Here is a 24,827-nt window from a genome sequence, read left to right on the forward strand (position 1 = left end):
GGCTGGTTCAGCCTACGGCGCAGTCCGTTCCCTCCACGCCAACTGTCCTGCGCGAAAAGACAAGCCGGAGCCCAGCCTGCTGAACCAGACTGGGAGCAACCCGCCGGACATCCGGCAAGCGCCTGACTACTCGAAGTGGAGTAACCCATGGAAACTTACGATGCCCTGCTGGCGTCCATCACGCCCACGTCCGGCCCCACAAAAACCATCCAGGACCCGGCCACCGGCGAAACCGTGGGCGAGGCACCCATCCACACCCTCGTAGACCTTGAGCAGGCCATTTCCGACGCGCAGGCCACGCAGCCGGCGTGGGCTGCCCTGGGCCACGCCGCCAGGTCCGCTGCGCTCCTGAAAGCGGCCGACGCCGTCGAACGCTCCGCTGAAGAGCTCGCCCGCCTGCTCTCCCGCGAGCAGGGCAAACCCCTCAACGGCCCCAACGCCCGCTTCGAAGTGGGCGCCTGCGCCGCCTGGCTGCGGGCCGCAGCCACTACACCGCTGGAACCGGAAACGCTCGTGGACGACGGCGAAACGTACGCCGAACTGCACTACAAGCCCGTCGGCGTCGTCGGCGCCATCGGCCCGTGGAACTGGCCCATGATGATCACCACCTGGCAGATCGCCCCGGCACTGCGCATGGGCAACGCCGTGGTGGTCAAGCCCTCCGAATACACCCCGCTGAGCGTCCTGGCCCTTGTCAAGGTCCTCAACGAAGAACTGCCCGAGGGACTGCTCACCGCCGTCAGTGGAGGACGTGAGCTGGGAGCCCGCCTCGCCGGGCACCCCGCGGTCGGCAAAGTCATGTTTACCGGCTCCACCGCCACGGGCAAGGCCATCATCAAATCCTCTGCGGACACGGTCAAGCGCCTCACCCTGGAACTGGGCGGGAACGACGCCGGCATCGTCCTTCCTGACGCCGACCCCCAGGCCATCGCCGAAGGGCTCTTCTGGGGCGCCTTCATCAACACCGGCCAAACCTGCGCGGCGCTCAAACGCCTTTACGTCCACACCGACATCTACGACGCCGTCTGCGAGGAGCTCACCAAGGTGGCCGCCGCGATGCCCATGGGCAACGGCCTGGACGAGAACAACGTCCTGGGCCCGCTGCAGAACAAGGCCCAGTACGATGTCGTTGCGCACCTTGTGGAGGCCGCGCGTGAGTCCGGCGCCCAGATCCTCCTCGGCGGGAACCCGGACCCGAACCAGCCCGGCTACTTCTACCCCACCACCCTCGTGGCCGACATCGACAACAACAACCCGCTCGTTGCAGAGGAACAGTTCGGTCCGGCCCTGCCGATCATCCGCTGCGCCACCGTGGACGAAGCCATCGAGAAAGCCAACGCGCTCGACGTCGGACTGGGAGCCTCCGTCTGGTCCGCCAACCGTGAAGCCGCCCGGGAGGTCGCAGCACGCATTGAAGCCGGCACCGTCTGGATCAACAAGCACGGCGCAGTGGACCCCCGCGTCCCCTTCGGCGGAGCCAAGCAGTCCGGCTACGGCCTCGAATTCGGCGTTGAAGGCCTCAAATCCCTCAGCGTTCCGCAGGTCATCAACGGCTAGGAACCATTGGAACCGGGAGCCCCGCATGCCTGCAGGTGTACGGGGTTCCCGGGTTTGTGTGCCGTTACCCCATCGCCGGGGCGGCGGCCGTCCGGCCGGACAGCTGGCGGCGGGCCCAGCGGGCGAGCTTCTTGCCCTTGCCCTTCCACCAGTTGTCCTCGTCCTTGTCGTGGTGCAGGCGGAAAATGATGGCCATCAGCACAAACGTGCCCATCACCACATCAATCCAGGACGCCAGCACCAGGGCAATCAGGACCGTCAGGCCGTTGGCGATAATGGACGGCACAGCCAGGGTCCGGAAAACGGTGCTGGCCACGTAACGCCGGTGCGACCGCGGAACGGACAGGGCACGCACCATGTCGAAGCACACGCACACCACCACCACTGTCTGGCCGATGGCCAGCAGGATCTGGCCCGGGATGGAGCCGCTGAACGCGGCCACCGCTTCCATCCCCGGGCTCATGGGGAAACCCCGGAGCCTTCACGGCAGGCGACCTGCCCATGGCTACCAAACATAAAAACCCCCAGAAACTTGGAACCACCGCCGCGGGTCCAGCGGCAGTGGTTCCATTCAAAGTTTCCGGGGCCGGTCGGGTCACGAGTAGTGAGTACTCGTTTTTCGGGTGACGGAGGTTTTCCGGGCTCAGATCAGCATTGCCTTCCTGACATCGCCCGCAGATGCGGCACCGCCTGCCCCCGCGGAGGAAACCCTGCCTGCCGCAAGGACGTAATAGTTGTCCGCAGCCTGGAGGGCGAAGCCGATGTGCTGTTCCACCAGGAGGATGCTCATGCCGCTGCGCTTGGACAACGCAATGATGGTTGCCTCTATCTCAGCAACAACGTTCGGCTGGATGCCTTCAGTGGGTTCGTCCAGGATCAGCAGGCGCGGATCCGTAATGAGTGCCCGCGCGATGGCCAGCTGCTGCCGCTGGCCGCCGGAGAGCAGCCCGGCCCGACGGGCCAACAATGGCCGCAGCGCCGGAAACATGTCCAGGGCTTCGGCCACACGCCCGCTGCCGTCCCTGCGCCCGTCCGCCACCAGTTGCAGGTTTTCCAGGACGGACAGTTGTCCGAATGACTGCTGTCCTTGCGGGACATATGCCATTCCGCGGTCCACCCGCCGGTGCGGACGGAGGGCTGAGATGTCCTCCCCGTCCAGCCTGATGCGCCCCGCAGAGGGTTTGAGAAGTCCGACGACGGCGCGCAGCAACGTGGTTTTGCCGGCACCGTTGTGCCCCAGGACTGAGACAACGGCTCCATCAGGGACGGTCAGGCTGACACCGGAGACCACCTGGGTCCGGCCGTAACCTGTGTGCAGTTCTTCGATTTCAAGCATCATCGGCCTCCGCTCCTGAGGACCCCAGGTAGACGTCCTGTACCTTTTTGTCTGCCTGAACCTGCGCCACGCTTCCTTCACTGAGGACCTTGCCGGCTGCCAGGACAGTGACCGACGTTGCGAACTCCCGCACAAAGTCCATGTCGTGTTCGATCACCAGGGTGATGCGGCTGGCAGCGATCCTGCGCAGCAGCTCACCGGTTTCCGCCCGCTCGTCCTGGCTCATTCCCGCGATGGGCTCATCCAGGAGGAGGACATCGGAATTCTGTACCAGGAGCATGCCGATTTCCAGCCATTGCTTCTGGCCGTGCGCAAGGATTCCTGCCTTCTTCCCGGCCACGCCTTCCATTCCGATGATCTCCAGGGCCTCTTCCACCGCCGGGTCCACGGTTTTGCGGCGGCGGAGCATCTGAAGCGGCCCGCGGCCGGAACCTGCAGCGATGTCCAGGTTCTGGAGTACGGAAAGATTCTCGAACACGCTGGCGGTTTGGAACGTGCGCCCCACCCCCAGCCGGGCGATCCTATGTACTTTCCGTCCGAGGATCTCCGTGCCGGTGTGGTTCACCGATCCCGTGGCCGGCACCAGGCCCGTGATCGCATCAATCACGGTGGTCTTGCCGGCGCCGTTGGGCCCGATCAGGAACCGCAGGTCGCCCTGGACAACATCGAGATTGACTTTGTCTACTGCGAGGAACCCGTCAAAGGAAACTGAGAGGTCGCGGATTTCAAGGTACTTCGGCCGGCCATGGCGCAGCCCTCCGGCGCGCGGTTCACCGTCCGGAAGCAGGGTGGGTGTGCTCATCTGCGGGCCTCCTCGGGCATGCTGGCTTCCCCTTCAGTCAGCGGGGCTGATGCCGAGGCCGCTGCAGGGGTTGGCACTGAAGGCAGCGGCCGGGCAGTACGGTTCCGGCGGCGCTTGCCCACCATGGATGCCAGGGACGCCAGGCCTCCCGGCATGAATCCGATGACCAGGACGAACAGCAGTCCCTGGAAATACACCCAGAAGGAGGGAAACGTCGAGGACAGTGCGGATTGAGCGGCCGCGGCGCCGACTGCGCCCAGAACCGGGCCCAGAAGGGTGGCACGGCCGCCGATTGCCACGCCGATGATGAAGGCGATGGAAGGGATCACGCCGACGTCCGCCGGCGAAATAATTCCGACGAGCGGGACGAACAGTGCGCCGGCAATGCCTGCCAGGACGGCGGCCACCACGTAGATAGCGGTTTTGATGGACGCCGGGTCATAGCCCAGGAAGCGCACACGCTCCTCCTGGTCCCGGACCGCAACCAGCAGCTCTCCGAGCCGGCTGTGCATCAGCTGCCGCGCCAGGGCGACCGACAGCAGGAGCACTGCCGCCGCGATCATGTACAACATCACCTTGTTGTCCGGGTCCTGCAGGTCGAAGCCGAAGAACGACCGGAACCCGCTGAGCCCGTTTGAACCGCCGGTGGTTGCCTGCTGGCCGATGAGGAACACCGCGAAAGCAGCCGCCAGCGCCTGGCTAAGGATTGCGAAATAGGCACCCTTGACCCGCCGTTTGAAGACCGCCAGGCCCAGGATCAGGGCCACCAGCCCGGGAACCAGTACCACGGCGAGCAGTGTCACGGCAGGGCTTCGGAAAGGCTCCCACCAGCCGGGCACCTGGCCGCTGCCGTACAGGGACATGAAGTCCGGCACGCCGGAGCCGCCGAAGAGTGACGCGTCAGCAAGTTTCATGTGCATGGCCATGATGTAGGCGCCAAGCCCGAAGAACACCCCTTGGCCGAGGGTCAGCATGCCGCCGCGCCCCCACGCGAGGCCGATGCCGACTGCCACGATGGCGAAGCAGAGGAACTTTCCGAGCAATCCCAGGTTGAAGGCGGAGAGCACGGCCGGCGCGACCACCAGGAGCAGGACCGCCGCAGCGGCGAATCCGGCCGCTGTACCCAGCCTTCCTTGCAACAGGCCCTTCATGCCAGGCTCCTTGTTTTGAGGCTGAAGATGCCCTGCGGCCGAAGCTGGAGGAACACCACGATCACTATCAGGATGAGGACCTTGCCGATGCTTGCCGTCGTCGAGTACTCGAACGCGGACTGCAGCACCCCCAAGGCGAACGCCGCGATGACAGCCCCCTTGATCTGGCCGATGCCGCCAGCCACCACCACCAGGAAGGCATCCACGATGTAGTTCGTGCCGAGGTAGGGGCTGGTGGACCCGATAAGGGTGACGGCGACTCCCGCAACGCCAGCCAGGCCAGAGCCAATGAAGAACGTCAGTTGGTCGCTTCGCCGGGTTGAGACGCCGCTGGTTTCCGCGAGGTCCCTGTTCAGCACCACAGCCCGGATACGGCGGCCCAATGGCGTGGCCTTGAGGAGCAGGACCAGGCCTGCCAGGCACACCAGCGAGAGTGCGAGGATAAAGAGCCGGGTCAGCGGGATCGGTGCACCCAGCATCTCGATGTTCCCCTGCAGCCAGGCGGGCGCGCGGACGTCCACACTGGGTGCGCCGAAGATGTCCCGCGCGGCCTGCTGCAGGATGAGGGCCACACCGAAGGTGACCAGCAGCGTGTCCAGGGGCCGGTGGTACATGCGCCGCAACAGCAGCACCTCAAGCACCAGCCCCAGGACACCACCCACCAGGAAACCCAGGGGTATGGAAACCAGCAGGGAAACGCCGGCATCGGAGATGGCCTGCTGAACCACGAAGGCCGTATACGCTCCGGCCATCATGAACTCGCCGTGGGCCATGTTGATGACGCCCATCTGGCCGAAAGTCAGCGACAGCCCCAGTGCCGCGAGGAGCAGGACGGACCCGAGGCTCAGCCCGGCGAACATCTGCCCTATCAGGAGTTCCATCTCAACAGGCGCCTTTCTTCGATGTGTCCGCAGCCGCTATTTGGCCAGGTCCTTGGCCCAGTCGTACGTGGCCAGGAACGGATCCGGTTGAACTGCCGCGGGCGAGGACCAAACGGTGTCGATGAGGCCCTGGGAGTTGATCTTCCCGATGCGCGGGGTCTTGGTGATGTGGTTGTTCTTCCCGTCCACCGTCACCAGGCCTTCGGGGGCTTCGAAGGTCACCCCGTCCGCCGCGGCCTGCACTTTGTCGACGTCAAATGCGCCGGCCTTCTCCACCATGGCCTTCCACAGGTACAGCGAGGTGTAGGCGGCTTCCATGGGATCGCTGGTTACCCGCTCGGCACCGAATTTCGCCTTGAAGGCTGCAACAAATTTCTTGTTGGCCGGGGTATCCAGGGTCTGGTAGTAGTCCCAGGCGGTAAGTTGGCCCTCCACGTTGTCCAGGCCGACGCCGGGAACTTCCTCCTCGGCGATGGAAACCGAAACAACGGGCATGGTGTCCGCTGTCAGGCCCACGCTCTTGTACTGGCGGAAGAAGGCCACGTTGCTGTCGCCGTTGAGGGTGTTGAACACAGCATCGGCTTTGGAGTCGCGCACTTTATTGACGATGGTGGAGAATTCCGTGGAGCCAAGCGGCGTGTACTCTTCCCCCAGGATTTTGATGCCCTTGGCGGCGGCGTAGGCCTGGATGATCTTGTTGGCCGTCCGCGGGAAAACGTAATCGCTGCCCACCAGGAAAAGGGACTTGGTTCCCTGCTCGGCCAGGTAATCCAGGGCTGGAATGATCTGCTGGTTGGTGGTGGCGCCGGTGTAGAAGATGTTCTTCGACGACTCCAGGCCCTCATACTGCACCGGATAGAACAGCAGCGCATCATTGGCCTCGAACACGGGGAGCATTGCCTTGCGGCTCGAGGAGGTCCAGCCACCGAACACCGCTGCGGTGCAATCCTGCTGGATCAGCTTCCCGGCGCGCTCGGCAAATTTAGTTGGTTCGCTGGCGCCGTCCTCGCTGACTACCTGGAGCTGCTTGCCAAGGACACCGCCGGAAGCATTGATCTCCTCTGCCGCGAGGGTCAGGGAGTCGAAGACAGTGCTCTCGCTGATGGCCATCGTTCCGGACAAGGAGTTGATGAACCCGACTTTGATGTTGCTGCCCGACGTGTCCACACAGGAAGTGCGGGTGCTGCCCGTGGACCCTGCGGACGCTGGATCCGTGATCTGGCTGCCGCAGCCTGTCAGGACTGCGGCCATGGCCGCCGCGGCCAGGGGAAGGAAAGCGCGTTTATCAACCGAAACCCTCATGTGCACCTGTTTCTCACTCAGCCAATGCCCGGGGGCAGAAGCTCGCCTCCGGGGTCACGGGAAGTGACCCCTTGGGATGAATGTAGGAGCGGATTGTTTCGATGGCTGCCGCGGTTGGTTTCAGGACCGTTTCGCAGAGCAGCTTTTCGGGCCCGGCAGACAAAGCGTTCGCCTCTTAGAGGCAAGGAACCGCGGGAAAACAACGCGTGAAAGTTAACCTGGGGGAAACGTGGAGCTGCGTAACGTGGGCCGGCTGCGCGGACATATAGCGGGCGGCCTGCCGGAACCAGGGGCTGGCCTGCGGCTACACGCTACCTATTGGCCAATCGCCCGCGGCCGCCACAGCACCACAGCCTGCGACCTCGGCCGGGGACGCTGGCCGCGCGCCAGGCTCACCACATCGCCCGCAGCACCCGCGGCGAAGATGCGGGAATCAAGCGGCTGCGGCCGCCGGCCCAGCTCTTCGGTCAGCTCGGAAACCCGGCGCTGCAGCGCAGCCACCTGGTTCTCCAGCTCCAGGATCCGTTTGATGCCTTCAAGTGAGACGCCTTCCTGGGACAGCCGCTGCACTTCCCGGAGCATGTTGACGTCGCGCTGTGAGTAGCGGCGGGACTTGCCCGGCGCCCGGCTGGGTGAGACGATGCCCAGCCGGTCGTACTGCCGGAGCGTCTGGGGGTGCATGTCCGCCAGTTCAGCCGCCACCGAAATCACGAAGATCGGCTGGTCCGAATTGATGTTCATGGCGTTGATGTCCACGGCCACCCCGCTGCTACAGCCGGGCCTTGGCAGCCAGGCCCTCACGGACATCGGCGTCGGCCGTGGCCTCGGCAAACGCCTTGACCGCAGCTTCGGCTTCCTTGTTCAGGTTCTTGGGAACGGCGACGTCGATGGTCACCAGCAGGTCGCCGGTCCCCTTGGACGTCTTCACGCCTTTGCCTTTCACGCGCAGGGTACGGCCCGACGGCGTCCCGGCCGGAACGCGCACCCGCACCTTTTCGCCCTCGATAGTGGGCACTTCGATGTCGGCGCCCAAAGCAGCTTCCGGGAAAGTGACCGGAACGTGGATCCGCAAGTTGTCGCCGTCGCGCGTGTAGAAGGCGTGCGGCTGCACCGCGACGCTCACCACAAGGTCGCCGTTGCCGGCTGCGCCGGGCTGGCCCTTCCCGCGGACGCGGACTTTTTGGCCATCCTTGATACCGGCGGGGACGCGGACGTCGATGACCTCGCCGCTGGGCTCGCGCAGGCCGATGGTCGTGCCGCGGATGGACCCGGCAAACGAAATGCTCGTGGACGCGGTGCGGTCTGCACCCTTTGCGGGCGCCCGCTGGAACCCGGTCTGCCCGAAGCCGCCGCCAAAGAGGTCGGCGAACTCCGGCGGGATGCCGCCGGAGGACGGGTTGAAGCCGCCGGCGTGCCTGCCGGTGTTGCCCGTGAAGAGCCCACCGAACAGGTCCTCGAAACCGCCGTTGCCGCCGCCGGCACCACCGGGGGCGAACCGGGCACCGCCGCCCATCGCCCGGATGGCGTCGTACTGCTGGCGCTCTTCGGGATCGGAAAGTACTGAATAAGCCTCGGAGATGTCCTTGAACTTCTTTTCGGAAGCAGTGTCCCCCGAGTTGGTGTCAGGGTGGTGCTGCCGTGCAAGCTTCCGGTAGGCCTTCTTGATATCGGCGTCGGAAGCGTCCTTGGCAACACCAAGGATCTTGTAAAAGTCCTTGTCCACCCAATCCTGGCTAGCCAATGGCGTTTCCTTTCAAAGTACAAAAGTACAAAAGCGTTAAAGGCGAGATTACCGCCAAGCGACGGACGGATAAGGGGGCCCGGGAGTGGCATCGGGCCTGCCGGAGCTGGGTGGCTAACGATCGCAGATCGTTAGCCACCCAGCGTAGGGGCGGGGCCCCCTTATTCGTTCGGCGCGGATTAAGCGGTGACTACGCCGGGACGGCCACAATCACTTGCGCGGCCCGGAGGACGCGTTCTCCTGATTTGTAGCCGGAGCGGAGCACCTGGCTGACGGTGTCAACCTCGATGTCCTCGCCGGGCTGCTGGATAAGGGCCTCGTGGATGGTGGGATCGAACTCCACGCCGGTCTCATCGATGCGTACCAGGCCGTAGGTCTTCAGCGCGTTCTCCAGCTTGGTGGCGATCGCGGCGAAGGGTCCGTCCGCGAGGTCACCGTGCTGGCGGGCGGCGTCGACGTCGTCCAGGACGGGAAGCAGTGAGTTCAGGACGCCGATGACGGCCATCTCCCCTGCCACGGCCCGGTCGCGTTCAACACGCTTGCGGTAGTTGACGTACTCGGCCTGCAGGCGGAGGAGGTCGTTCTTCAGCTCGGCCGCCTCAGCACTGCCTGCGCCCGCCGGAACCCCCTGGGCCACGGACTCCTCTGCCGGCACCTCGACGCCGTTGAGGATCTCCTCAGCCTGGGCCAGTGCGTCGCCGTCGGAATCCTGGGAGGGGTCACCCGGAACGGACTGGTCGCCCTCGGGGTGCCGGGCCTGGCCGGTCACCGGGTCAACCTTGCGGTTGTCCCGGATGACCGGTTCCTGGTGGCCGCCCTGCTGCTCCTGGTTCGCGGATGAGTTGTGCTCTTCCTCGTTACCGTGATGCGGCATTGGTTACTTCTTCGCTTCGTCTTCGTCGATGATCTCGGCGTCGACGATGTCCTCGTCAGCAGCCTTGTCACCGGCGGGGGCACCTTCAGCACCTGCGGCACCGGTTGCGCCGTCGGGGGAACCGGCCTGGGCGTAGATGGCCTCGCCCAGCTTGCCCTGGGCAGCCTGCAGCTTCTCGAAGGCGGCCTTCACCGCGGCGTCGTCAGTGCCTTCGAGGGCCTTCTTGAGGTCGTCGACGTCGGCCTGGACCTCGGTCTTGACCTCTTCAGGCAGCTTGTCGGCGTTGTCGGCGATGAGCTTGTCCACGGAGTAGGCGAGCTGCTCGGCGGAGTTGCGGGTGTCGGTTGCCTCGCGGCGGGCCTTGTCCTCGGCTGCGTGCTCCTCGGCGTCACGGACCATGCGGTCGATGTCTTCCTTGGAGAGTGCGGTGCCGCCGGTGATGGTCATGGACTGTTCCTTGCCGGTGCCCTTGTCCTTCGCGGAGACGTGCACGATGCCGTTGGCGTCGATGTCGAAGGTGACCTCAACCTGGGGGACGCCGCGCGGAGCAGGCGCGATGCCGGTCAGCTCGAACGTGCCCAGCGGCTTGTTGTCACGGGTGAACTCGCGTTCGCCCTGGAAGACCTGGATGGCCACGGACGGCTGGTTGTCGTCCGCGGTGGTGAAGGTCTCGGACCGCTTGGTGGGGATGGCGGTGTTGCGCTCGATCAGGTGCGTCATCACGCCACCCTTGGTTTCGATGCCGAGGGACAGCGGGGTGACGTCGATCAGCAGGACGTCCTTGCGCTCACCCTTCAGAACACCGGCCTGCAGGGCTGCACCAACGGCCACAACCTCATCCGGGTTCACGCCCTTGTTCGGCTCCTTGCCGCCGGCCAGTTCCTTGACCAGCTCGGAGACGGCGGGCATACGGGTGGAACCACCCACGAGGACGATGTGGTTGATGTCGGAGAGCTTGATGCCGGCTTCCTTGATCACATCGTGGAACGGCTTCTTGGTGCGCTCCAGCAGGTCCTTGGTGAGGTCCTGGAACTTGGCGCGGGTCAGCTGCTCATCCAGGTGGACCGGGCCGTCGGGGGTAACGGACAGGTACTGGAGGGAGACGTTGGTGCTGGTGGAGGAGGAGAGCTCCTTCTTGGCCTGCTCGGCTGCTTCGCGGAGGCGCTGCAGGGCGATCTTGTCCTTGGACAGGTCGATGCCCTTGACCTTGAGCTGGTTCAGCAGGTAGTCAACAACGCGCTGGTCCCAGTCGTCGCCGCCCAGGCGGTTGTCACCGGCAGTGGCGCGGACCTGGATGGTGGAGAAGTTGTCTTCGTCCTTGCCGACTTCCAGCAGGGAGACGTCGAAGGTACCGCCACCGAGGTCGAAGACCAGGATGAGTTCGTCTTCCTTGCCCTTGTCCAGGCCGTAGGCGAGTGCTGCGGCGGTGGGCTCGTTGACGATGCGCAGGACGTTCAGGCCTGCGATTTCGCCGGCTTCCTTGGTGGCCTGGCGCTCGGCGTCGTTGAAGTACGCGGGCACGGTGATCACAGCGTCGGTGACCTTTTCGCCCAGGTAGGACTCGGCGTCGTTCTTCAGCTTCATGAGGATACGCGCGGAGATTTCCTGCGGGGTGTACTTCTTGCCATCGATGTCCACCTTCCAGTCGGTGCCCATGTGGCGCTTGACGGATGCGATGGTGCGGTCAATGTTGTTGACGGCCTGGCGCTTGGCGATCTCGCCTACCAGGACCTCGCCGGACTTGGAGAATGCAACGACCGACGGCGTGGTGCGGCCACCCTCGGCGTTGGCAATAACGGTGGGCTCGCCACCTTCGAGAACGGAGACGACGGAGTTGGTGGTTCCGAGGTCAATACCTACTGCACGTGACATGTGTTGCTTCCTTCTTTCCTTGGAAACTTGCTGGCGCCCTGATGATTGAGCGTTCTGCACTCAACCTTACTCAGGGCACCGACGATGTCAATTGAAAGTTGAGCGAGATACGCTCAACTTTCGCCTCGGTATAAATAGGAACCTTCGGCGAGTCCCTTGCATTTCCGGGGTTAACGTCCGACGGCGGCCCTCCGTTTCGCTGTTGGAGAACCGCCTGTCGGGCTGCTTTTTCGAGGGGTGCCTGTCGCTGCTATCTCTCGGTGTCGGTGTCGCCGTGCAGCGGACCGCGTTCCTCTGCTGTGGTGTTTACCTGCCCGTCCGTGAGCCGCTCGCGGACGGCATCCGACTCGCGCGCCGTCCCGGCGGTACCGGCGTCGCCATAGTCCCCGTCGGGATATTCGCCGTCTTCGAGATTTTCAACAGGCTCCCCCACGCTTCCGGCATCACCGTAGTCACCGTCCACATACTGCCCGCCCTCGCCTTCCAGTCCGGGGGCAGTGCTCCCCCTGCGGGCCTCCTCGCCAGGGGTTTCCGGGGTCTCAGTCATGGTGCATCTCTCCTTTGAGTTCCGCGTCCATCCGGGCGCACTTGCAGTCTAATCAGCGGGAACTTCCGCCAACAGGGCCCACACCGGCCTCTTCGGACAGCGCGGCCATCCCGGCATCCCGGCCCGGACCCGGAGGTGGTGGTCAAAAAGCTCCGCCGGGGCGGAGAAGGTATCCGGCCCATACTGGTTGAAGACCTCGAAACTCACGGCCCAACCAGCACCGCCGACATGCCCCATCCTGATCTCGAGAGCACTGGTCTCGACATGGCGAAATCCCGGAGGAAAAATTGTCAACAACGTACGTGGTGACCGGAGCAGGACCCGTGGGCTGGACCATCGCCGAGCAGCTGGCGGCCGCTGGCCACAGGGTCCGCATCCTGACCCGTTCCGGCAGCGGACCCACGCAGCCGCTGGTGGAACGCATTACAGGTGACGCGAAGGATCCATCCCAGCTGCACGCAGTGTTCGCGGGCGCCAGCGCGGTCTTCCACTGCATCCACGGCTCCACCTACACGGCCGCAACGTGGGAGTCCGAACTGCCTGCCGCGGAGCAGGCGGTGCTGAAGGCAGCCCAGGAGGCCGGCGCCGTCGTCGTATTTCCTGAAAGCCTCTACTCCTACAGCGAGCCCCACCGCGTTATGACGGAAAGCAGTCCCCGGGCAGCAACAGGCGGCAAGCGCGGAGTCCGGACCGAACTCCTGCGCGCGCGGGCAGCAGCCAAGACCCCGTGCGTCAGCGTGGTGGCCGGCGATTTCTTCGGCCCCAGGGTCCGGCTGGCACATGCTGGTGAACGCATGGTTCCCGCGATCCTGGCCGGCACGAACCTCGCCGTGGTGGGCAGTGCCACGCTGCCGCACTCCTTCACCTACGTTCCGGACCTCGCGGCGGCCATGATTGTGGCGGCGGAAACTCCGTCCGCCTGGAACAAGGTGTGGCATGCCCCCACCGGCCCTGCGCTCACGCAGCAGGAACTCGTGTCAGCCTTTGCCGCCGCCGCCGGCAGGAAGGCTCCAAAGGTGCGGGTCCTGCCGGGTTGGGTGCTCAGGGCCGCAGGAATCTTTTACACCGACGCCCGCGAGCTCGCCGAGACGCTCTACCAGTTTGAGAAGCCGTTCGTGATGGCCTCAGCGCTCTCGGAGGCAACCCTTGGCATCAGCCCCACGCCCCTGCCCGCAGCTGCGGCCGCCACCGTTGAGTGGTGGCGGCAGCAGGAGTGACGGCTAGCGGGTGGCCACCTCTTCGAGGGGTTCCATTCCGGCACCGCGCTGCACGGCTGCGTCCAGTGCAGGCCGCCCGGGCCTGCCCGGCCACCAGATGCGCGGCCCAATATCGTAGGCCAGGGCAGGCACCAGCAGCGACCGCACCAGGACGGTATCCAGCAGCACGCCGAAGGCCACAATGAACGCCAGCTGCACCAGGAACATGATCGGAATAACCCCCAGCGCGGCGAACGTGGCGGCCAGGACTACGCCGGCGGACGTGATCACGCCGCCGGTCACGCCCAGCCCCCGCAGGATGCCGGGCCGGGTGCCGTGCTTCAGCGATTCCTCGCGGACCCGGCTCATCAGGAAGATGTTGTAATCCACGCCGAGCGCCACCAGGAACACAAAGCCGAACAGCGGAACGGTGGCATCAGCGCCCGGGAAGCCCAGGATGTTGTTGAAAACGAACGCGGAGACGCCCATGGCCGCGGCGTAGGAGAGCACCACCGAAAGGACCAGCAGCACCGGCGCCACGATGGAGCGCAGCAGGAGCATCAGGATAAGGAGGATCACACCCAGGACCACGGGGATGATGACCATCAGGTCATGCTGCGCGGTGGTGTTCGTGTCTAGTGCCGTGGCAGTGACGCCGCCCACCAGGGCGCCCGGGTCCACACCTCTCACTCCCGTGCGAAGGGCCTTGACGGTCTCCTCGGCCTCAAGCGAATCCGCGGCGTTGTTGAGGGTGGCGTTGATCAGCACCTTCCCTTCACGGACATCGGGGGCGCTGGGAGCCCCGGGGGCCCCGGTGATGGGCACGGACCCCTGGGCCAGCAGGTAAGCCTCGCCCACGCCGTCGGACGCCTTCACCGCATCCAGCACCTCCTGCGCCTTGCCCTGGTCCGCAACCACGACGGCGGGGCTGCCGCTGCCGGCGTCGAAATGGCGCGCCAGCGCGTCCTGGCCGTCCACGGCATTGGAGGCGGAGAGGATGACGTCCGTCTGCGGGACGCCGTTGGCCTTCAGCTGCAGCACGCCGCCGGCGGCGACCACCAGCAGCAGGACCGAGGCCACCCAGACCGTCCGCGGCCGCCGCGAAACCAGGGAGCCGGTGGCGCGCCACAGGCCTTTCTGGCCCTCCAGTCCACTGACCAGCTCCGGCTCACGCTGGTCCGCCGGGACGAGCTTGGGCCGGAAGGGCCAAAACGCCGCCCGGCCAAACAGCGCCATCAGGGCCGGCAGCAGGGTCAGCGCAGCGAACAGCGCGCAGAGGATGCCAGCCGCAGCCACGGGGCCCAGCGCCTTGTTGGAATTCAGATCCGAGAAGAGCAGGCACAGGAGCGCGATGATCACGGTGGCGCCAGACGCCAGGATGGGCTCGAAGGAGGCCTTCCAGGCGGTCAGCACGGCGGCGGTGCGGTTGGTGGTATGAGTCAGGGCCTCCCGGAACCTCGCCACAAACAGCAGGGCGTAGTCCGTTGCCGCACCGATCACCAGAATCGACAGGATGCCCTGGCTCTGCCCGTTGAGTTGGATCCATCCAGCCTTGGCCATGCCGAAAACCAGCAGGATGGCGGCGCACAGAGCGAAGACGGATGTCAGCAGCACCACAATGGGCAGCAGGAGCGAGCGGTAGACAACCAGCAGGATCACAAATACAGCCCCCAGCGCCACCAGCAGGAGGATGCCGTCGATACCGGCGAACGCCGCCGTCAGGTCGGCCGCCAACCCGGCGGGACCGGTGACGTAGGTTCTGATGCCCTCCGGGGCCGACTCGGCAACCGTGTCCCTCAGATCCTGGACCACTTCCTTCACTTCCTGGGAGGAGTCGATGGGGACGATGAACTGCACCGCCCTGCCGTCCTCGGACGGGATGGGCCCGATCACTGCGCTGCCCACCTGCAGCTCCTCCAGTTCCGTGCGGAGGGTCGCTGCTTCACCCAGCTGCGCGCGGCTCAGGGCCTGGTCGCTTTCGAGGACGATGACGCCGGGCACTTCGTCTGAATCCCGGAACTTCGATTGCCAGTCCTGGGCCGCCGTGGCTTCGGCACTGGCCGGCAGGAACGATGCCTGGTCATTCGATGAGACCTCGTCCAGCCGCCCGAACGTGGGGCCGCCAACACCTGCGAGCGCCAGCCAGGTCAGCACGAGGAGGAGTGGAACCAGCCAGCGCAGCCAAAAGGGGGCACGCCCCTTGGCATGGGAATGGGATTTCATGATGCCTTCCGGAACCGTGGGAGTAGAATTGCTTCCATAATAGAGTATCTCGATCATGGAGATAAATAATGGCCGGCCGTTGCTTTCTTCTGACCGATGCCGGGGGTCCCGCCCAGCTGAAGTAATATCCGTCAGTACGGCCGGGGCAGCAGCGCCCTGTATCAGGCCGTGGATGGCCGGGCAGGAATTCGGGAGGTGGACGTGGCAGGCAACAGGACTCCCGCCGCGCCGGGGCCGCAGCAGGGCCCGCCCCAAGGCGGAGGCCCCCATGCGCTGATACGCCTCCTGCAGGAATTCACGCTGGAGGCCAACCGCTACGTGGATGCGGCCGGCGGGCGCAAGGACATGCACCGGACAGACCTCAACGCGCTGGCCGTCATTATGCGCCACACGGCGAACGGGGTCGCGGTCACCCCCGGGCTGCTGCGGAAGGAACTGAACCTGAGCTCCCCCGCCACCACCGCCTTGATTGACAGGCTGGACAGCTCCGGACACGTGGTTCGGGAGCGCGACAGCCCCGACCGCCGGCAGGTCCACCTCCGGATGACGCCCAAGGCCTTTGAGGAGGGCGGCGCCATCTTCGCGCCCCTCTCCCGCCGGATGGGCAGCGCGATGGCCGGCTTCTCGCCCGGGGAACTTGAAACGGTCACCAGGTTTATGGCAGCGATGGTGGAGGCCACGGTGACGGCGCGGGAAGAATCCTCCGGTGCAGCCGAGTCCCCCATCCCGCCCGACTAAGTCGCGCGAAGTCTCGTTTTGACCCGCCAAAACAGCGCTTCCCGCCACCTGGTTGGGGGTAGCGTTTCCTTATGAGTGCGCAGCAGCCCGAAGACGACGTTTACACGCACGGCCACCACGAGTCCGTGGTCCGCGCCCATGCCGCCAGGACCGCCGAGAACTCGGCCGCCTTTGTCCTGCCGCACCTCACGCCCGGAACAGCACTGCTCGACGTCGGCTGCGGCCCGGGCAGCATCACCTGCGATTTCGCCGAGCTGGTCAGCCCCGGCAAGGTTACCGGCCTGGACCGCTCGCCCGACATCATTGCCCAGGCCACGGCCCTGGCCGTCGAACGGGAAGTGTCCAACGTCGAATTCGTTGCCGGCAACATCTACGATCTGGACTTCGAGGACGAAACGTTCGACGTCGTCCATGCCCACCAGGTGCTGCAGCACCTGACCGACCCCGTGGAGGCGCTGCGGGAGATGCGCCGGGTTGCGAAGCCCGGCGGCATTGTCGCTGTACGCGACGCCGACTTCCACGGCATGAGCTGGTACCCCGCCATCCCGGAGCTGGACGAGTGGATGGAGCTGTACCAGCGCATTGCGCGCAGGAACGGAGCAGAGCCCGACGCCGGGCGGCGGCTCGTGAGCTGGGCGCAGTCAGCGGGTTTCACCGATGTGGCGCCCACCAGCAGCAACTGGCTTTACGCCACGGGTCAGCAGCGACGCTGGCAGGCGCGGGTGTGGGGCGAACGCGTGCTCCACTCAGCGTTTGCCGAGCAGGCCCTGGAGTACGGCTTCGCCAACCCCGCGGACCTGGCCAGGATTTCCGCCGGCTGGCACCGCTGGGGTTCCACCGACGACGGCTGGTTCCTGATCCCCAACGGTGAGGTCATCGCGCGGGCGTAGCGCCCTGCCACAGGCGAACGACGTGCAGATCTCCCTATAGCGGAGTCCGGACTGCCCGAGCCCGCCCCCGGCGAATGCCGTCGGAACATGAGCTACTACGCTGACAATGCATACGGGGCCGGGCCTTACAGGCCATGGTTGAGGGGCTGACGCTGGTTACGGCAGATGAGGACCGCAAGCCCTCGGACCGGTGGCAATCCTCTGGCAGGAACAACACTAAACTTGGTTGGTGCAATTCTCCCTTTGGCTCGCCCTGGCGGGCGCCGGCGTACTGATCAGCTTCACACCCGGAGCAGGTGCCATCAACACCATGAGCAACTCGCTCAACGCCGGATTCCGGCGCTCGATGTGGGGAATTCTGGGCCAACAGGCCGCACTGGTCATCCACGTAGTGATCGTGGCCCTTGGCGTAGGGGTCCTGGTGGCCAGTTCGCCCATCGCCTTCAACATCATCCGTTACTCAGGCGCTGCCTACCTCGTATATCTGGGCATCAGGCAATTCCTCGCCAAGCCCGACGTTGAACAGGAGAGAATCGCCGGCCTCCGGAACGAGCCTGCCTGGTCCATCTTCCGGCGCGGCTTCTGGGTAAACCTGCTGAACCCGAAGGCCATTATCTTTTTCCTCGCGTTCATGCCCCAGTTCATCCGGCCCGGGCAACCCCTCCTAACCCAGTACGCAGTACTGACCGCAACGATCGTGGCCATCGATATCCTGGTGATGTGGTTCTTCTTCGCAGCCGCCGCCAGGTCCTTTGAGCGGTTCACCCGGAACGCCCGCGGCCAACTGGTCCTCAACCGGGCATTCGGTGTGCTGTTTGTAGCGGTGGGTATCGTGCTGGCTGTCCTCCACTGAGTACCGGCACATCCTTGCTCACACTCACTAACGCAGTGTGACGAAAACTAAAAACTTCTTTACAGCCGAGTCAACTTTTGTGAACCGCGCCCTAGCCAACAGCGTTGATGGGCGCGCATGCTTAGCCTTATGAACTCAGCGTCGAGCCCATACCGCGTCATCGCCGTCTGCACCGGAAACATCTGCCGGTCCCCCATGGCCGAGCTGATGCTCGCCGAGGCGTTGAAACGGGAGGGGCTGGACGGCCTGGTGGCTGTTGATTCGGCGGGCACCACGGGCTACGAAGCGGGCCGGCCCATAGACCCGAGGGCGGCCCGGCGGCTGGGCGCCACGCAGCTTGCTGCGGACAAGCACATTGCCCGGGAGTGGGAGTACGCCTGGTTCCACGAGCGCGACCTGATCCTTGCGCTCGACATCGACCACTACGCCTGGCTGAGCCAGGGGGCGCCCGACCAGGAATCCAGGAACAAGATCCGCATGCTGCGCAGCTTTGATCCACGGCTTGCGGACAAAGATCTGCTGGACCAGGGCATAGAGGATCCCTGGTACGGCGGGCAGTCCGACTTCGATGCCGTCTGGCATCAGGTCCACGGCGCGCTGCCCGGACTCTTGGACTACCTCAAAGAGGCCATCCTAAAAAACACGCATCTCCGGCATGCGGCCCGCCTGCGGGCCGGCTGACCCGGGGCCGGGCCCCAGCTGAGTAGCCGGGCAGGGCGGGCCGGAGAGACAGTGCCCGGGCAGGAGAACCCCGGTACCGGAACGCCGCAGATTAATCTCCAGTTATAATTGAGAATGATTCTCAACTAAGCTGGACGGCATGAACCTCATTGTCGTCAGTTCCCTGGACGCACTCTGCCGCAATCGGGCGTGCGAAGGCCTTTCCGCCGCCCACCCCGGGATGCCGGGACACCGCCCGGGCAGCCACCTCTGCCGGACCACAAATCCACCAACCACACCCCCATCAAGGAGCACAACATGAAGGTTCGGAACTCACTCCGCGCACTGAAGAAAATCCCGGGCGCGCAAATCGTCCGGCGGCGCGGAAAGACGTTTGTGATCAACAAAAAGAATCCGCGGATGAAAGCCCGGCAGGGATGACGGTACGCTCTAATCCATGAGCCCAGCCCCCGTCATCATTGCCATTGACGGGCGGTCGGGTGCAGGAAAGACCACCCTCGCGGTCGAACTGGCGGCACGGCTGCGGGCCCATCACAAGGTTTCACTGTTCCACCTTGAGGACATCTATCCCGGCTGGAACGGCCTGATGGCGGGCATCGACCGCTACGTCGCCACGGTTCTGGACCCCCTGAGCCGTGGGGAGGCCGCCACGTGGACCAGCTGGGACTGGGAGAAACATTACGATGGCGGCTCCCGAGTCACGCTGCCCGCCGACATTGTGATCGTGGAGGGTGTGGGGGCCGCTGCCGCCGCGGCCAGGCCCCTGCTGAGTGCCGTGGTCTGGGCGGACTCCCCCGATGACATCCGCCGCACCCGCGCGCTGGACCGCGACGGCGGAACCTACGAACCCTACTGGGACCAGTGGGCGGCGCAGGAAGACGACTGGCTGAACGCCGACGACGTCCCGCGGCACGCCGACCTGCGCGTGCTCAACCGCGCAGACGGGTCAGCCCCTGCTGACGTGCTGCAACTCCTGCCGCACCTTCCCGCGCTGGCAACAACGCTGTCCCCCAAACTCACGGCCCGCCGCGGCCTGAGCCTCCGGACCGAGCGCCTTGACCTCCGCCCCGACGCGCCTGCGCTCTTCCAATCCCTCTACGGTGCCTCACCCAACGCCGTCTGGCTCGACTCATCCAACGCAGGTTCCGCAGGACAAAGCGCCGCGGACCAGGCCGGGGCAGTGGCCGCGGAACGCAGCCGCTTCAGCATCATGGCCGACGACGGCGGGCTGCTGGGCCAATCCGTGACGCACCGTTCCGGCCACAGCAGGATCCGGGCGCGCTCCGCAACAGCCACCGTGGATGGCTCGTTCTTCCGCTGGCTGGACACAGTCTGGGGCGACGCGGCGGTGGATACCCCGGACGGCTATCCGGGCGAATTCGCGCTGGGTTGGCTGGGATGCCTCGGCTACGAACTCAAGCGGGAAACAGGCGGAACCGACCAATCCGCCCCCACCCCTGATGCCGCCCTGATCTTCGCCGCCAGGGCCGTGGTCCTGGACCATGCCGAAGGCACAGTGTGGCTCCTGGCACTGGACGCCCCCGACGCCGGGAACTGGCTGAACCAGGCCCGCACCGCCGTCGAAGCAGCCTTCGAACCTGCCGCCGGAGAGGGCCAGGCAACCCAAGCCGGCGGCAGCAACGGCGTCGTACTTCCGGAAGCCCCATCGTTCCGAAGCCGCGATACCAGTGCGGCGTACCGGGAGAAAATCGCTGCCTCGCAGCACGAAATCGCCGAGGGGAACACCTACGAGGTCTGCCTGACCACCACACTCTCAGCCCGGATTCCGGCAGCCGCACTCGATCCCTGGCGGACGTACCTTGCCCTGCGCCGCAAAAATCCGGCACCCTTTGCCAGCTATCTCCGGTTCGACGGCCTTGCCGTGGCCAGCACCTCGCCCGAGCGTTTCCTGAAGATCGCTTCCGACGGCGGCATGCGCGCCGAGCCCATCAAGGGAACACGCCGCCGTGCCTCCGATCCTGCAGAAGACGCCGCACTGCGCGAGGACCTGGCAACGTCGCTGAAGGACCGCGCCGAGAACATCATGATCGTGGACCTGCTGCGGAACGACCTCAGCCACTTCGCCATTCCCGGCTCCGTGACGGTGAGCAGGCTCTGCGCCGTCGAAAGCTACGCCACCGTCCACCAGATGGTCAGCACCATCGACGCCCAACTGCAGCGCGGCTCGTCGCGGGCCGAGGCCGTGGCGGCCTGTTTCCCGGCCGGCTCCATGACGGGCGCGCCAAAGATCAGCACAATGGCCATCCTGGACCGGCTGGAAGGCGACGCTCGGGGGCTGTACTCCGGAGCCATCGGCTATTTCTCGCTGAACGGCGCCACGGACCTCGCCGTGGCCATCCGCACCCTGGTGATCAACGCCGGCGGGGACGGAACAGCGGAACTGACCCTCGGCGTCGGCGGTGCGATCACGGCCGATTCAGTCCAGGACGAGGAATACGAAGAGATCCGCACCAAGGCCTTCGGCGTCCTCTCAACATTGGGCGCCCACTTCCCCGACGCCTGAAACCCTTAGAGTTTTCGTCCAGATATGCAGGCTTGGAGGCCTCCGAAGTCGGCACATGTGGACAAAAACTCCTTACTGGACGGTCGCCGTCAGCCGCGCCACGTTGTCCACGTACCGGGTGGCGAGGGGCCGCTTGAGCCAGTCGGCCAGCTTGAGCTCATGCGAGATGTCCCGGTAGGTGTCCTCCACGGCCCGCATCTTGGTGACGATGTCCGCGCCCAGCAGCATCACGGATACCTCCAGGTTGAGCGAGAACGAGCGCATGTCCATGTTGCTGGAGCCCAGGACCGCCACTTCGTCGTCGATGGTGAAGTGCTTCGCGTGCAGCACAAAGGGGGCCTTGTAGAGGTAGATCCGGACGCCGGCCTCCAGCAACGCCTCGTAGTAGGAGCTTTGCGCGTGATGGACCAGGAACTGGTCGCCCTTCTCCGAGACGAACAGTTCCACGTCCACGCCCCGCTGCGCGGCCGTGGTGATGGCGTAGAGGAGGGAATCATCCGGCACGAAGTACGGGCTGCAGATGGAAATCCGGTGCTGCGCCGAGTAGATCAGGGTGTTGAAGAGCCGCAGGTTGTTCTCGGTGATGAATCCCGGCCCGCTGGGCACCACCTGCGCCGTGACGTTACCGGGGTGCGGATTGGAGGGCAGGACCAGTTGGTGGTCCAGGGACTCGTCGGTTTCGCTGAGCCAGTCGGTGGCGAAAACAACGTTCAGGGTGGTGACGATGGGCCCGCGCAGGCAGGCCATCAGCTCCACCCATTCGCGGCCGGCCTTGCGGTGGCGGGGGTTGTTGTAGGAAGGCTCGATCAGGTTCTGCGAGCCGGTGAAGGCGATTTCGCCGTCGATCACCATGATCTTGCGGTGGTTTCGCAGGTCCGGCCGGCGCCACTGCCCGTGAATGGGCAGGAGCGGCAGCATACGCTTCCACTGGATCTTGCCGGCCCGCAGCCGCTTGAGCAGGTTCCGGTAGCCCTTCACGCGGAGGGTGCCGATGTGGTCGAAGAGGACACGCACTTCCACGCCCCGCTCGGCGGCTTCCTCCAGCGCGGTCATCAGGTCATCGGTGATGTGGTCCGTGCTCATGATGTAGAACTCGGCATTAACGAACTTTTTCGCGTTCCGCACGGCCTTGGTCATTTCAAGGATCGAGTCCGGATACCCGGGGATGAGGTCCACGGAGTTGCCGTCCACCATGGGCAGCGACCCGAGCCGGCGGTTGAGCTCCGCCGCGGACCGCACCCATTCGGGGCCCGGGTAGTCACTTTCGACGTCGGCCAGTGAGGTGATCCCGGCGCGCACCCTCTCGTTGACCAGCTGCTGCTGCTCCCGGCGCCGGCTGGAGAGCTTGAAGTTGCCGAACAGCAGGAACAGGGCGATGCCCACGAACGGGACAAAGAAAATACCCAGCAGCCATGCCATCGCCGTAGTGGGGCGGCGGTTGCCGGGGATGATGCCCAGGGCAAGCACCCTGATCACCAGGTCGGCGACGCCGAGCAGCACCACCACCCACATTGGCGCGGTGCCGGCAAGCGAAAATGGCCACAACACGTGAATAAACCCCCGAAGACGGGCTCCCGGCGGACGGATTCCGGCCAGGGCACTCCGCCCAGCTTATCCGTGGGGCGCCGCACTAAGCTGGACCCATGACCTCTCCAGCCAACGTGGTTCTCGTCTTCCTTGATCCCGCCTTCCCCGACGGCCGGCTTGCCGATGCGTCCCGGCCCCAGCTGCTGGTGACGGACCAGGGCGCCACCCGGGGCGATGGGATCTTCGAGACCATGCTCGCCGCAGGGGGAACCGTCCGGAAGATCCAGGCGCACCTGGACCGGCTGGCCGGGTCCGCAGTGGCCCTGGACCTGGCCATCCCCAGCGAGGCGGAGTGGCGGCGCGCCGTCACCACGGCCGTGTCCGCACACCGTGCCGGGCACCCGGCCGCGTCTGCTGCCGAGGACGAACTGGTGGTCAAGCTGGTGGTGACCCGCGGCCCGGAGGGTGCCTCCGCCCCGACGTCCTGGGTCCAGGTGTCCCCCGTCGGTGCTGCCGGACGCCGCCAGCGCGAGACCGGCATCGACGTCATCCTCCTGGACCGCGGCTACGACAGCGACGCCGCCGAGCGCGCCCCCTGGTTGCTGCTCGGCGCGAAGACCCTCTCCTACGCCGTCAACATGGCCGCCCTCCGCTATGCCCACAAGCAGGGCGCCGACGACGTCATCTTCACGTCCACCGACGGCCGGGTCCTTGAAGGCCCCACCTCAACCGTGCTGATGGCACACGTGGGAACGTCCGACGACGGCACTACAGTTAAGCGCCTCATCACACCGCAGCTGGACAGCGGCATCCTCCCGGGCACCTCACAGGGTGCCCTGTTCGCGGCCGCCAAGGCGGCCGGCTGGGAGCTGGGCTACGGCCCGTTGGAACCGCAGGACCTGCTGGACGCCGACGCTGTCTGGCTGATTTCGAGCGTGCGGATGCTGGCTCCGGTGAACCGGATCGACGGCAAGGAAATCGGCACACCGTCTGTGCAGAAGGAGCTGACCGCGGAACTGAACGAGCTGTTCGCGGGCATTCAGTAATCGCGCTTGCAACAGCAGGGACAGACCCGGACAGCCGCAGCCGGCACTAGCCCAAAACGGGTGGCAGGCCTCGTTTCATGGGCTGGAAGCACGGTGAGGCTGGAACAGCAGGACCACGGACCGGCGGCGCCTCGTTCGAGCAAGCCGTCTGCTGTCCAATCGCGTGACTTCGAGCTAGGCGGACGGTGTGGCCTGCTGGCCGGAAAGCTGCGCCTCGAGGCCTGAGAGCAGGATGGTCAACCCCTGGTCGAGTTCGGCCCAGCCGTCGTATTCGGCAAGGTCCGGGGCCAGCGCCCTCAACCGGGGAAACTCCTTGGGCGGCAGCCGGTGCAGGCCAAGCCGCAGCAGCGCCTCGTTTTCCTCCGGGTCCACCACGAACTCCTGCAGCTCATTGAGGATGTGGCCGTAGAGGAAGCCGTAGTAGGCGCGGTAAACGTGCAGTGCGTCCGCCGCCACGAACCCCGCCCGGATCAGCAGGGAAAGGATCTGCTCAAGGGGCCGCAACGTGCCCAGCGGGCGCAGCCCGAGCGGCGTGGAGAGGGGCCTGGTTACCAGCAGCGGCACCACGTTGGGGTGCCGCAGCGCGATTTCCCGCAGGTTGTGGGCGATGTGCCGCAGCTGGGCTTTCCAGTCCGGGTCTTCGGGATGGATGGCGAGCTGGTTGAGGACCAGCTCGGATACCCCGTCGAGCAGGGCAGCCCGGTTCTCCGCATACCGGTAGAGACTCATCGGGTCCCGGCCCAATTCCTGGCCCAAACGGCGCATGGTCAGCGCGTCCAGGCCTTCGGCATCCACCAGTTCGAGCGCTTGGGCTATTACCAGGTCACGGCTAAGCCGCGCCTTCCGGGCTGTCCCGCCGGGAATGGCGGGCTTGGCTGGTGGCATGGTTTTGACGTCCTTGACCGGGGGGCGGAGGCTGGAGGGGGATTACTCCAGACGCTTGCTTGATGGGTAGTCTACGGGTAAAGTCTACATCGTAGACAGGGAATTAGCCCCTCTCTCCACCCCATCGATTCCCAAGGTCTCGATCACCCTCCATTGCCCTGTGCATGCAATGAAGTCTTGCTGCTGTAGCCCACGGCGGCG

Annotated in this window: 23 protein-coding genes; 9 read left to right on the top strand and 14 right to left on the bottom strand. The window is 65.5% G+C overall.

Annotated features, from left to right (window positions below; all coding sequences use genetic code 11):
- The first annotated feature begins 147 nt into the window (after positions 1–147).
- A complete protein-coding gene (locus tag BACI348_RS20000; protein ID WP_159829496.1) occupies positions 148–1,557 on the top strand; it encodes an aldehyde dehydrogenase family protein in 1,410 nt (469 codons plus the stop codon).
- A gap of 64 nt (positions 1,558–1,621) precedes the next feature.
- Here the strand turns inward: BACI348_RS20000 and BACI348_RS20005 are convergent, their stop codons facing one another.
- From BACI348_RS20005 to BACI348_RS20055, 11 genes are all read right to left on the bottom strand, one after another.
- Entirely contained in the window at positions 1,622–2,008 is a 387-nt protein-coding gene (locus BACI348_RS20005; protein WP_159830365.1) for a hypothetical protein, read from the bottom strand.
- 192 nt (positions 2,009–2,200) lie between these two features.
- On the bottom strand, positions 2,201–2,896 hold the full coding sequence (urtE, locus tag BACI348_RS20010; RefSeq protein ID WP_236557657.1) for an urea ABC transporter ATP-binding subunit UrtE: 696 nt from the start codon (positions 2,894–2,896) through the stop codon (positions 2,201–2,203).
- Positions 2,886–3,695, bottom strand: a complete 810-nt coding sequence (urtD, locus tag BACI348_RS20015; RefSeq protein WP_159829497.1) for an urea ABC transporter ATP-binding protein UrtD — start codon at positions 3,693–3,695, stop codon at positions 2,886–2,888. Before urtD ends, urtE begins: the two co-directional genes overlap by 11 nt.
- Positions 3,692–4,846 (bottom strand): urea ABC transporter permease subunit UrtC, encoded by a 1,155-nt coding sequence (urtC, locus tag BACI348_RS20020; protein WP_159829498.1) that lies wholly within the window; start codon positions 4,844–4,846, stop codon positions 3,692–3,694. The genes urtD and urtC overlap by 4 nt, the downstream gene beginning before the upstream one ends.
- Positions 4,843–5,727 (bottom strand): urea ABC transporter permease subunit UrtB, encoded by an 885-nt coding sequence (gene urtB / locus BACI348_RS20025; protein WP_159829499.1) that lies wholly within the window; start codon positions 5,725–5,727, stop codon positions 4,843–4,845. The genes urtC and urtB overlap by 4 nt, the downstream gene beginning before the upstream one ends.
- Before the next feature lie 36 nt (positions 5,728–5,763).
- Positions 5,764–7,029 carry an urea ABC transporter substrate-binding protein gene (gene urtA / locus BACI348_RS20030; protein WP_159829500.1) on the bottom strand — a complete coding sequence of 422 codons (1,266 nt, stop codon included), beginning with the start codon at positions 7,027–7,029 and terminating at the stop codon, positions 5,764–5,766.
- A 315-nt stretch (positions 7,030–7,344) separates the two neighbouring features.
- On the bottom strand, positions 7,345–7,770 hold the full coding sequence (locus BACI348_RS20035) for a heat shock protein transcriptional repressor HspR (RefSeq protein ID WP_159830369.1): 426 nt from the start codon (positions 7,768–7,770) through the stop codon (positions 7,345–7,347).
- A 28-nt stretch (positions 7,771–7,798) separates the two neighbouring features.
- Positions 7,799–8,770: a DnaJ C-terminal domain-containing protein gene (locus BACI348_RS20040; protein WP_201298466.1), complete on the bottom strand. Its 972-nt coding sequence runs from the start codon at positions 8,768–8,770 to the stop codon at positions 7,799–7,801.
- 190 nt (positions 8,771–8,960) lie between these two features.
- The gene (locus BACI348_RS20045) at positions 8,961–9,644 is read right to left on the bottom strand and encodes a nucleotide exchange factor GrpE (protein WP_159829501.1); all 684 of its coding nucleotides are present in this window, start codon (positions 9,642–9,644) and stop codon (positions 8,961–8,963) included.
- A 3-nt stretch (positions 9,645–9,647) separates the two neighbouring features.
- A complete protein-coding gene (dnaK, locus tag BACI348_RS20050; RefSeq protein ID WP_159829502.1) occupies positions 9,648–11,516 on the bottom strand; it encodes a molecular chaperone DnaK in 1,869 nt (622 codons plus the stop codon).
- Positions 11,517–11,766: 250 nt separating this feature from the next.
- Positions 11,767–12,063 carry a hypothetical protein gene (locus BACI348_RS20055; protein WP_159829504.1) on the bottom strand — a complete coding sequence of 99 codons (297 nt, stop codon included), beginning with the start codon at positions 12,061–12,063 and terminating at the stop codon, positions 11,767–11,769.
- A gap of 287 nt (positions 12,064–12,350) precedes the next feature.
- Here BACI348_RS20055 and BACI348_RS20060 point away from each other — a divergent pair, with 287 nt between their 5' ends.
- Positions 12,351–13,280 (top strand): NAD-dependent epimerase/dehydratase family protein, encoded by a 930-nt coding sequence (locus BACI348_RS20060; RefSeq protein WP_159829506.1) that lies wholly within the window; start codon positions 12,351–12,353, stop codon positions 13,278–13,280.
- 3 nt (positions 13,281–13,283) lie between these two features.
- Here the strand turns inward: BACI348_RS20060 and BACI348_RS20065 are convergent, their stop codons facing one another.
- Complete coding sequence (locus BACI348_RS20065; protein ID WP_159829508.1) at positions 13,284–15,482, bottom strand: MMPL family transporter; 2,199 nt, start codon at positions 15,480–15,482, stop codon at positions 13,284–13,286.
- A 201-nt stretch (positions 15,483–15,683) separates the two neighbouring features.
- On the opposite strand from BACI348_RS20065, the gene BACI348_RS20070 reads away from it, so the two are divergent.
- The 6 genes from BACI348_RS20070 (at position 15,684) to pabB (ending at position 21,168) form a co-directional block, all read left to right on the top strand.
- On the top strand, positions 15,684–16,220 hold the full coding sequence (locus BACI348_RS20070) for a MarR family winged helix-turn-helix transcriptional regulator (protein WP_159829510.1): 537 nt from the start codon (positions 15,684–15,686) through the stop codon (positions 16,218–16,220).
- Positions 16,221–16,291: 71 nt separating this feature from the next.
- Positions 16,292–17,110, top strand: a complete 819-nt coding sequence (locus BACI348_RS20075; RefSeq protein WP_159829512.1) for a methyltransferase domain-containing protein — start codon at positions 16,292–16,294, stop codon at positions 17,108–17,110.
- 229 nt (positions 17,111–17,339) lie between these two features.
- Positions 17,340–17,963 carry a LysE family transporter gene (locus tag BACI348_RS20080; RefSeq protein ID WP_159829514.1) on the top strand — a complete coding sequence of 208 codons (624 nt, stop codon included), beginning with the start codon at positions 17,340–17,342 and terminating at the stop codon, positions 17,961–17,963.
- 129 nt (positions 17,964–18,092) lie between these two features.
- The gene (locus BACI348_RS20085; RefSeq protein ID WP_159829516.1) at positions 18,093–18,644 is read left to right on the top strand and encodes a low molecular weight protein-tyrosine-phosphatase; all 552 of its coding nucleotides are present in this window, start codon (positions 18,093–18,095) and stop codon (positions 18,642–18,644) included.
- Between the two features lie 297 nt (positions 18,645–18,941).
- Positions 18,942–19,064: a type B 50S ribosomal protein L36 gene (ykgO, locus tag BACI348_RS20090; RefSeq protein WP_050053273.1), complete on the top strand. Its 123-nt coding sequence runs from the start codon at positions 18,942–18,944 to the stop codon at positions 19,062–19,064.
- A 16-nt stretch (positions 19,065–19,080) separates the two neighbouring features.
- Positions 19,081–21,168: an aminodeoxychorismate synthase component I gene (pabB, locus tag BACI348_RS20095; protein ID WP_159829517.1), complete on the top strand. Its 2,088-nt coding sequence runs from the start codon at positions 19,081–19,083 to the stop codon at positions 21,166–21,168.
- Positions 21,169–21,240: 72 nt separating this feature from the next.
- On the opposite strand, the gene cls is transcribed toward pabB, so the two are convergent.
- Entirely contained in the window at positions 21,241–22,680 is a 1,440-nt protein-coding gene (gene cls, locus BACI348_RS20100; protein ID WP_159830373.1) for a cardiolipin synthase, read from the bottom strand.
- A gap of 131 nt (positions 22,681–22,811) precedes the next feature.
- Here cls and BACI348_RS20105 point away from each other — a divergent pair, with 131 nt between their 5' ends.
- Positions 22,812–23,741, top strand: a complete 930-nt coding sequence (locus BACI348_RS20105) for an aminodeoxychorismate lyase (RefSeq protein WP_159829518.1) — start codon at positions 22,812–22,814, stop codon at positions 23,739–23,741.
- A gap of 174 nt (positions 23,742–23,915) precedes the next feature.
- Here the strand turns inward: BACI348_RS20105 and BACI348_RS20110 are convergent, their stop codons facing one another.
- Entirely contained in the window at positions 23,916–24,626 is a 711-nt protein-coding gene (locus BACI348_RS20110; protein ID WP_159829520.1) for a TetR/AcrR family transcriptional regulator C-terminal domain-containing protein, read from the bottom strand.
- Positions 24,627–24,827: the final 201 nt, after the last annotated feature.

This window comes from Arthrobacter sp. 9AX (assembly GCF_902506095.1).
Lineage (GTDB): Bacteria > Actinomycetota > Actinomycetes > Actinomycetales > Micrococcaceae > Arthrobacter.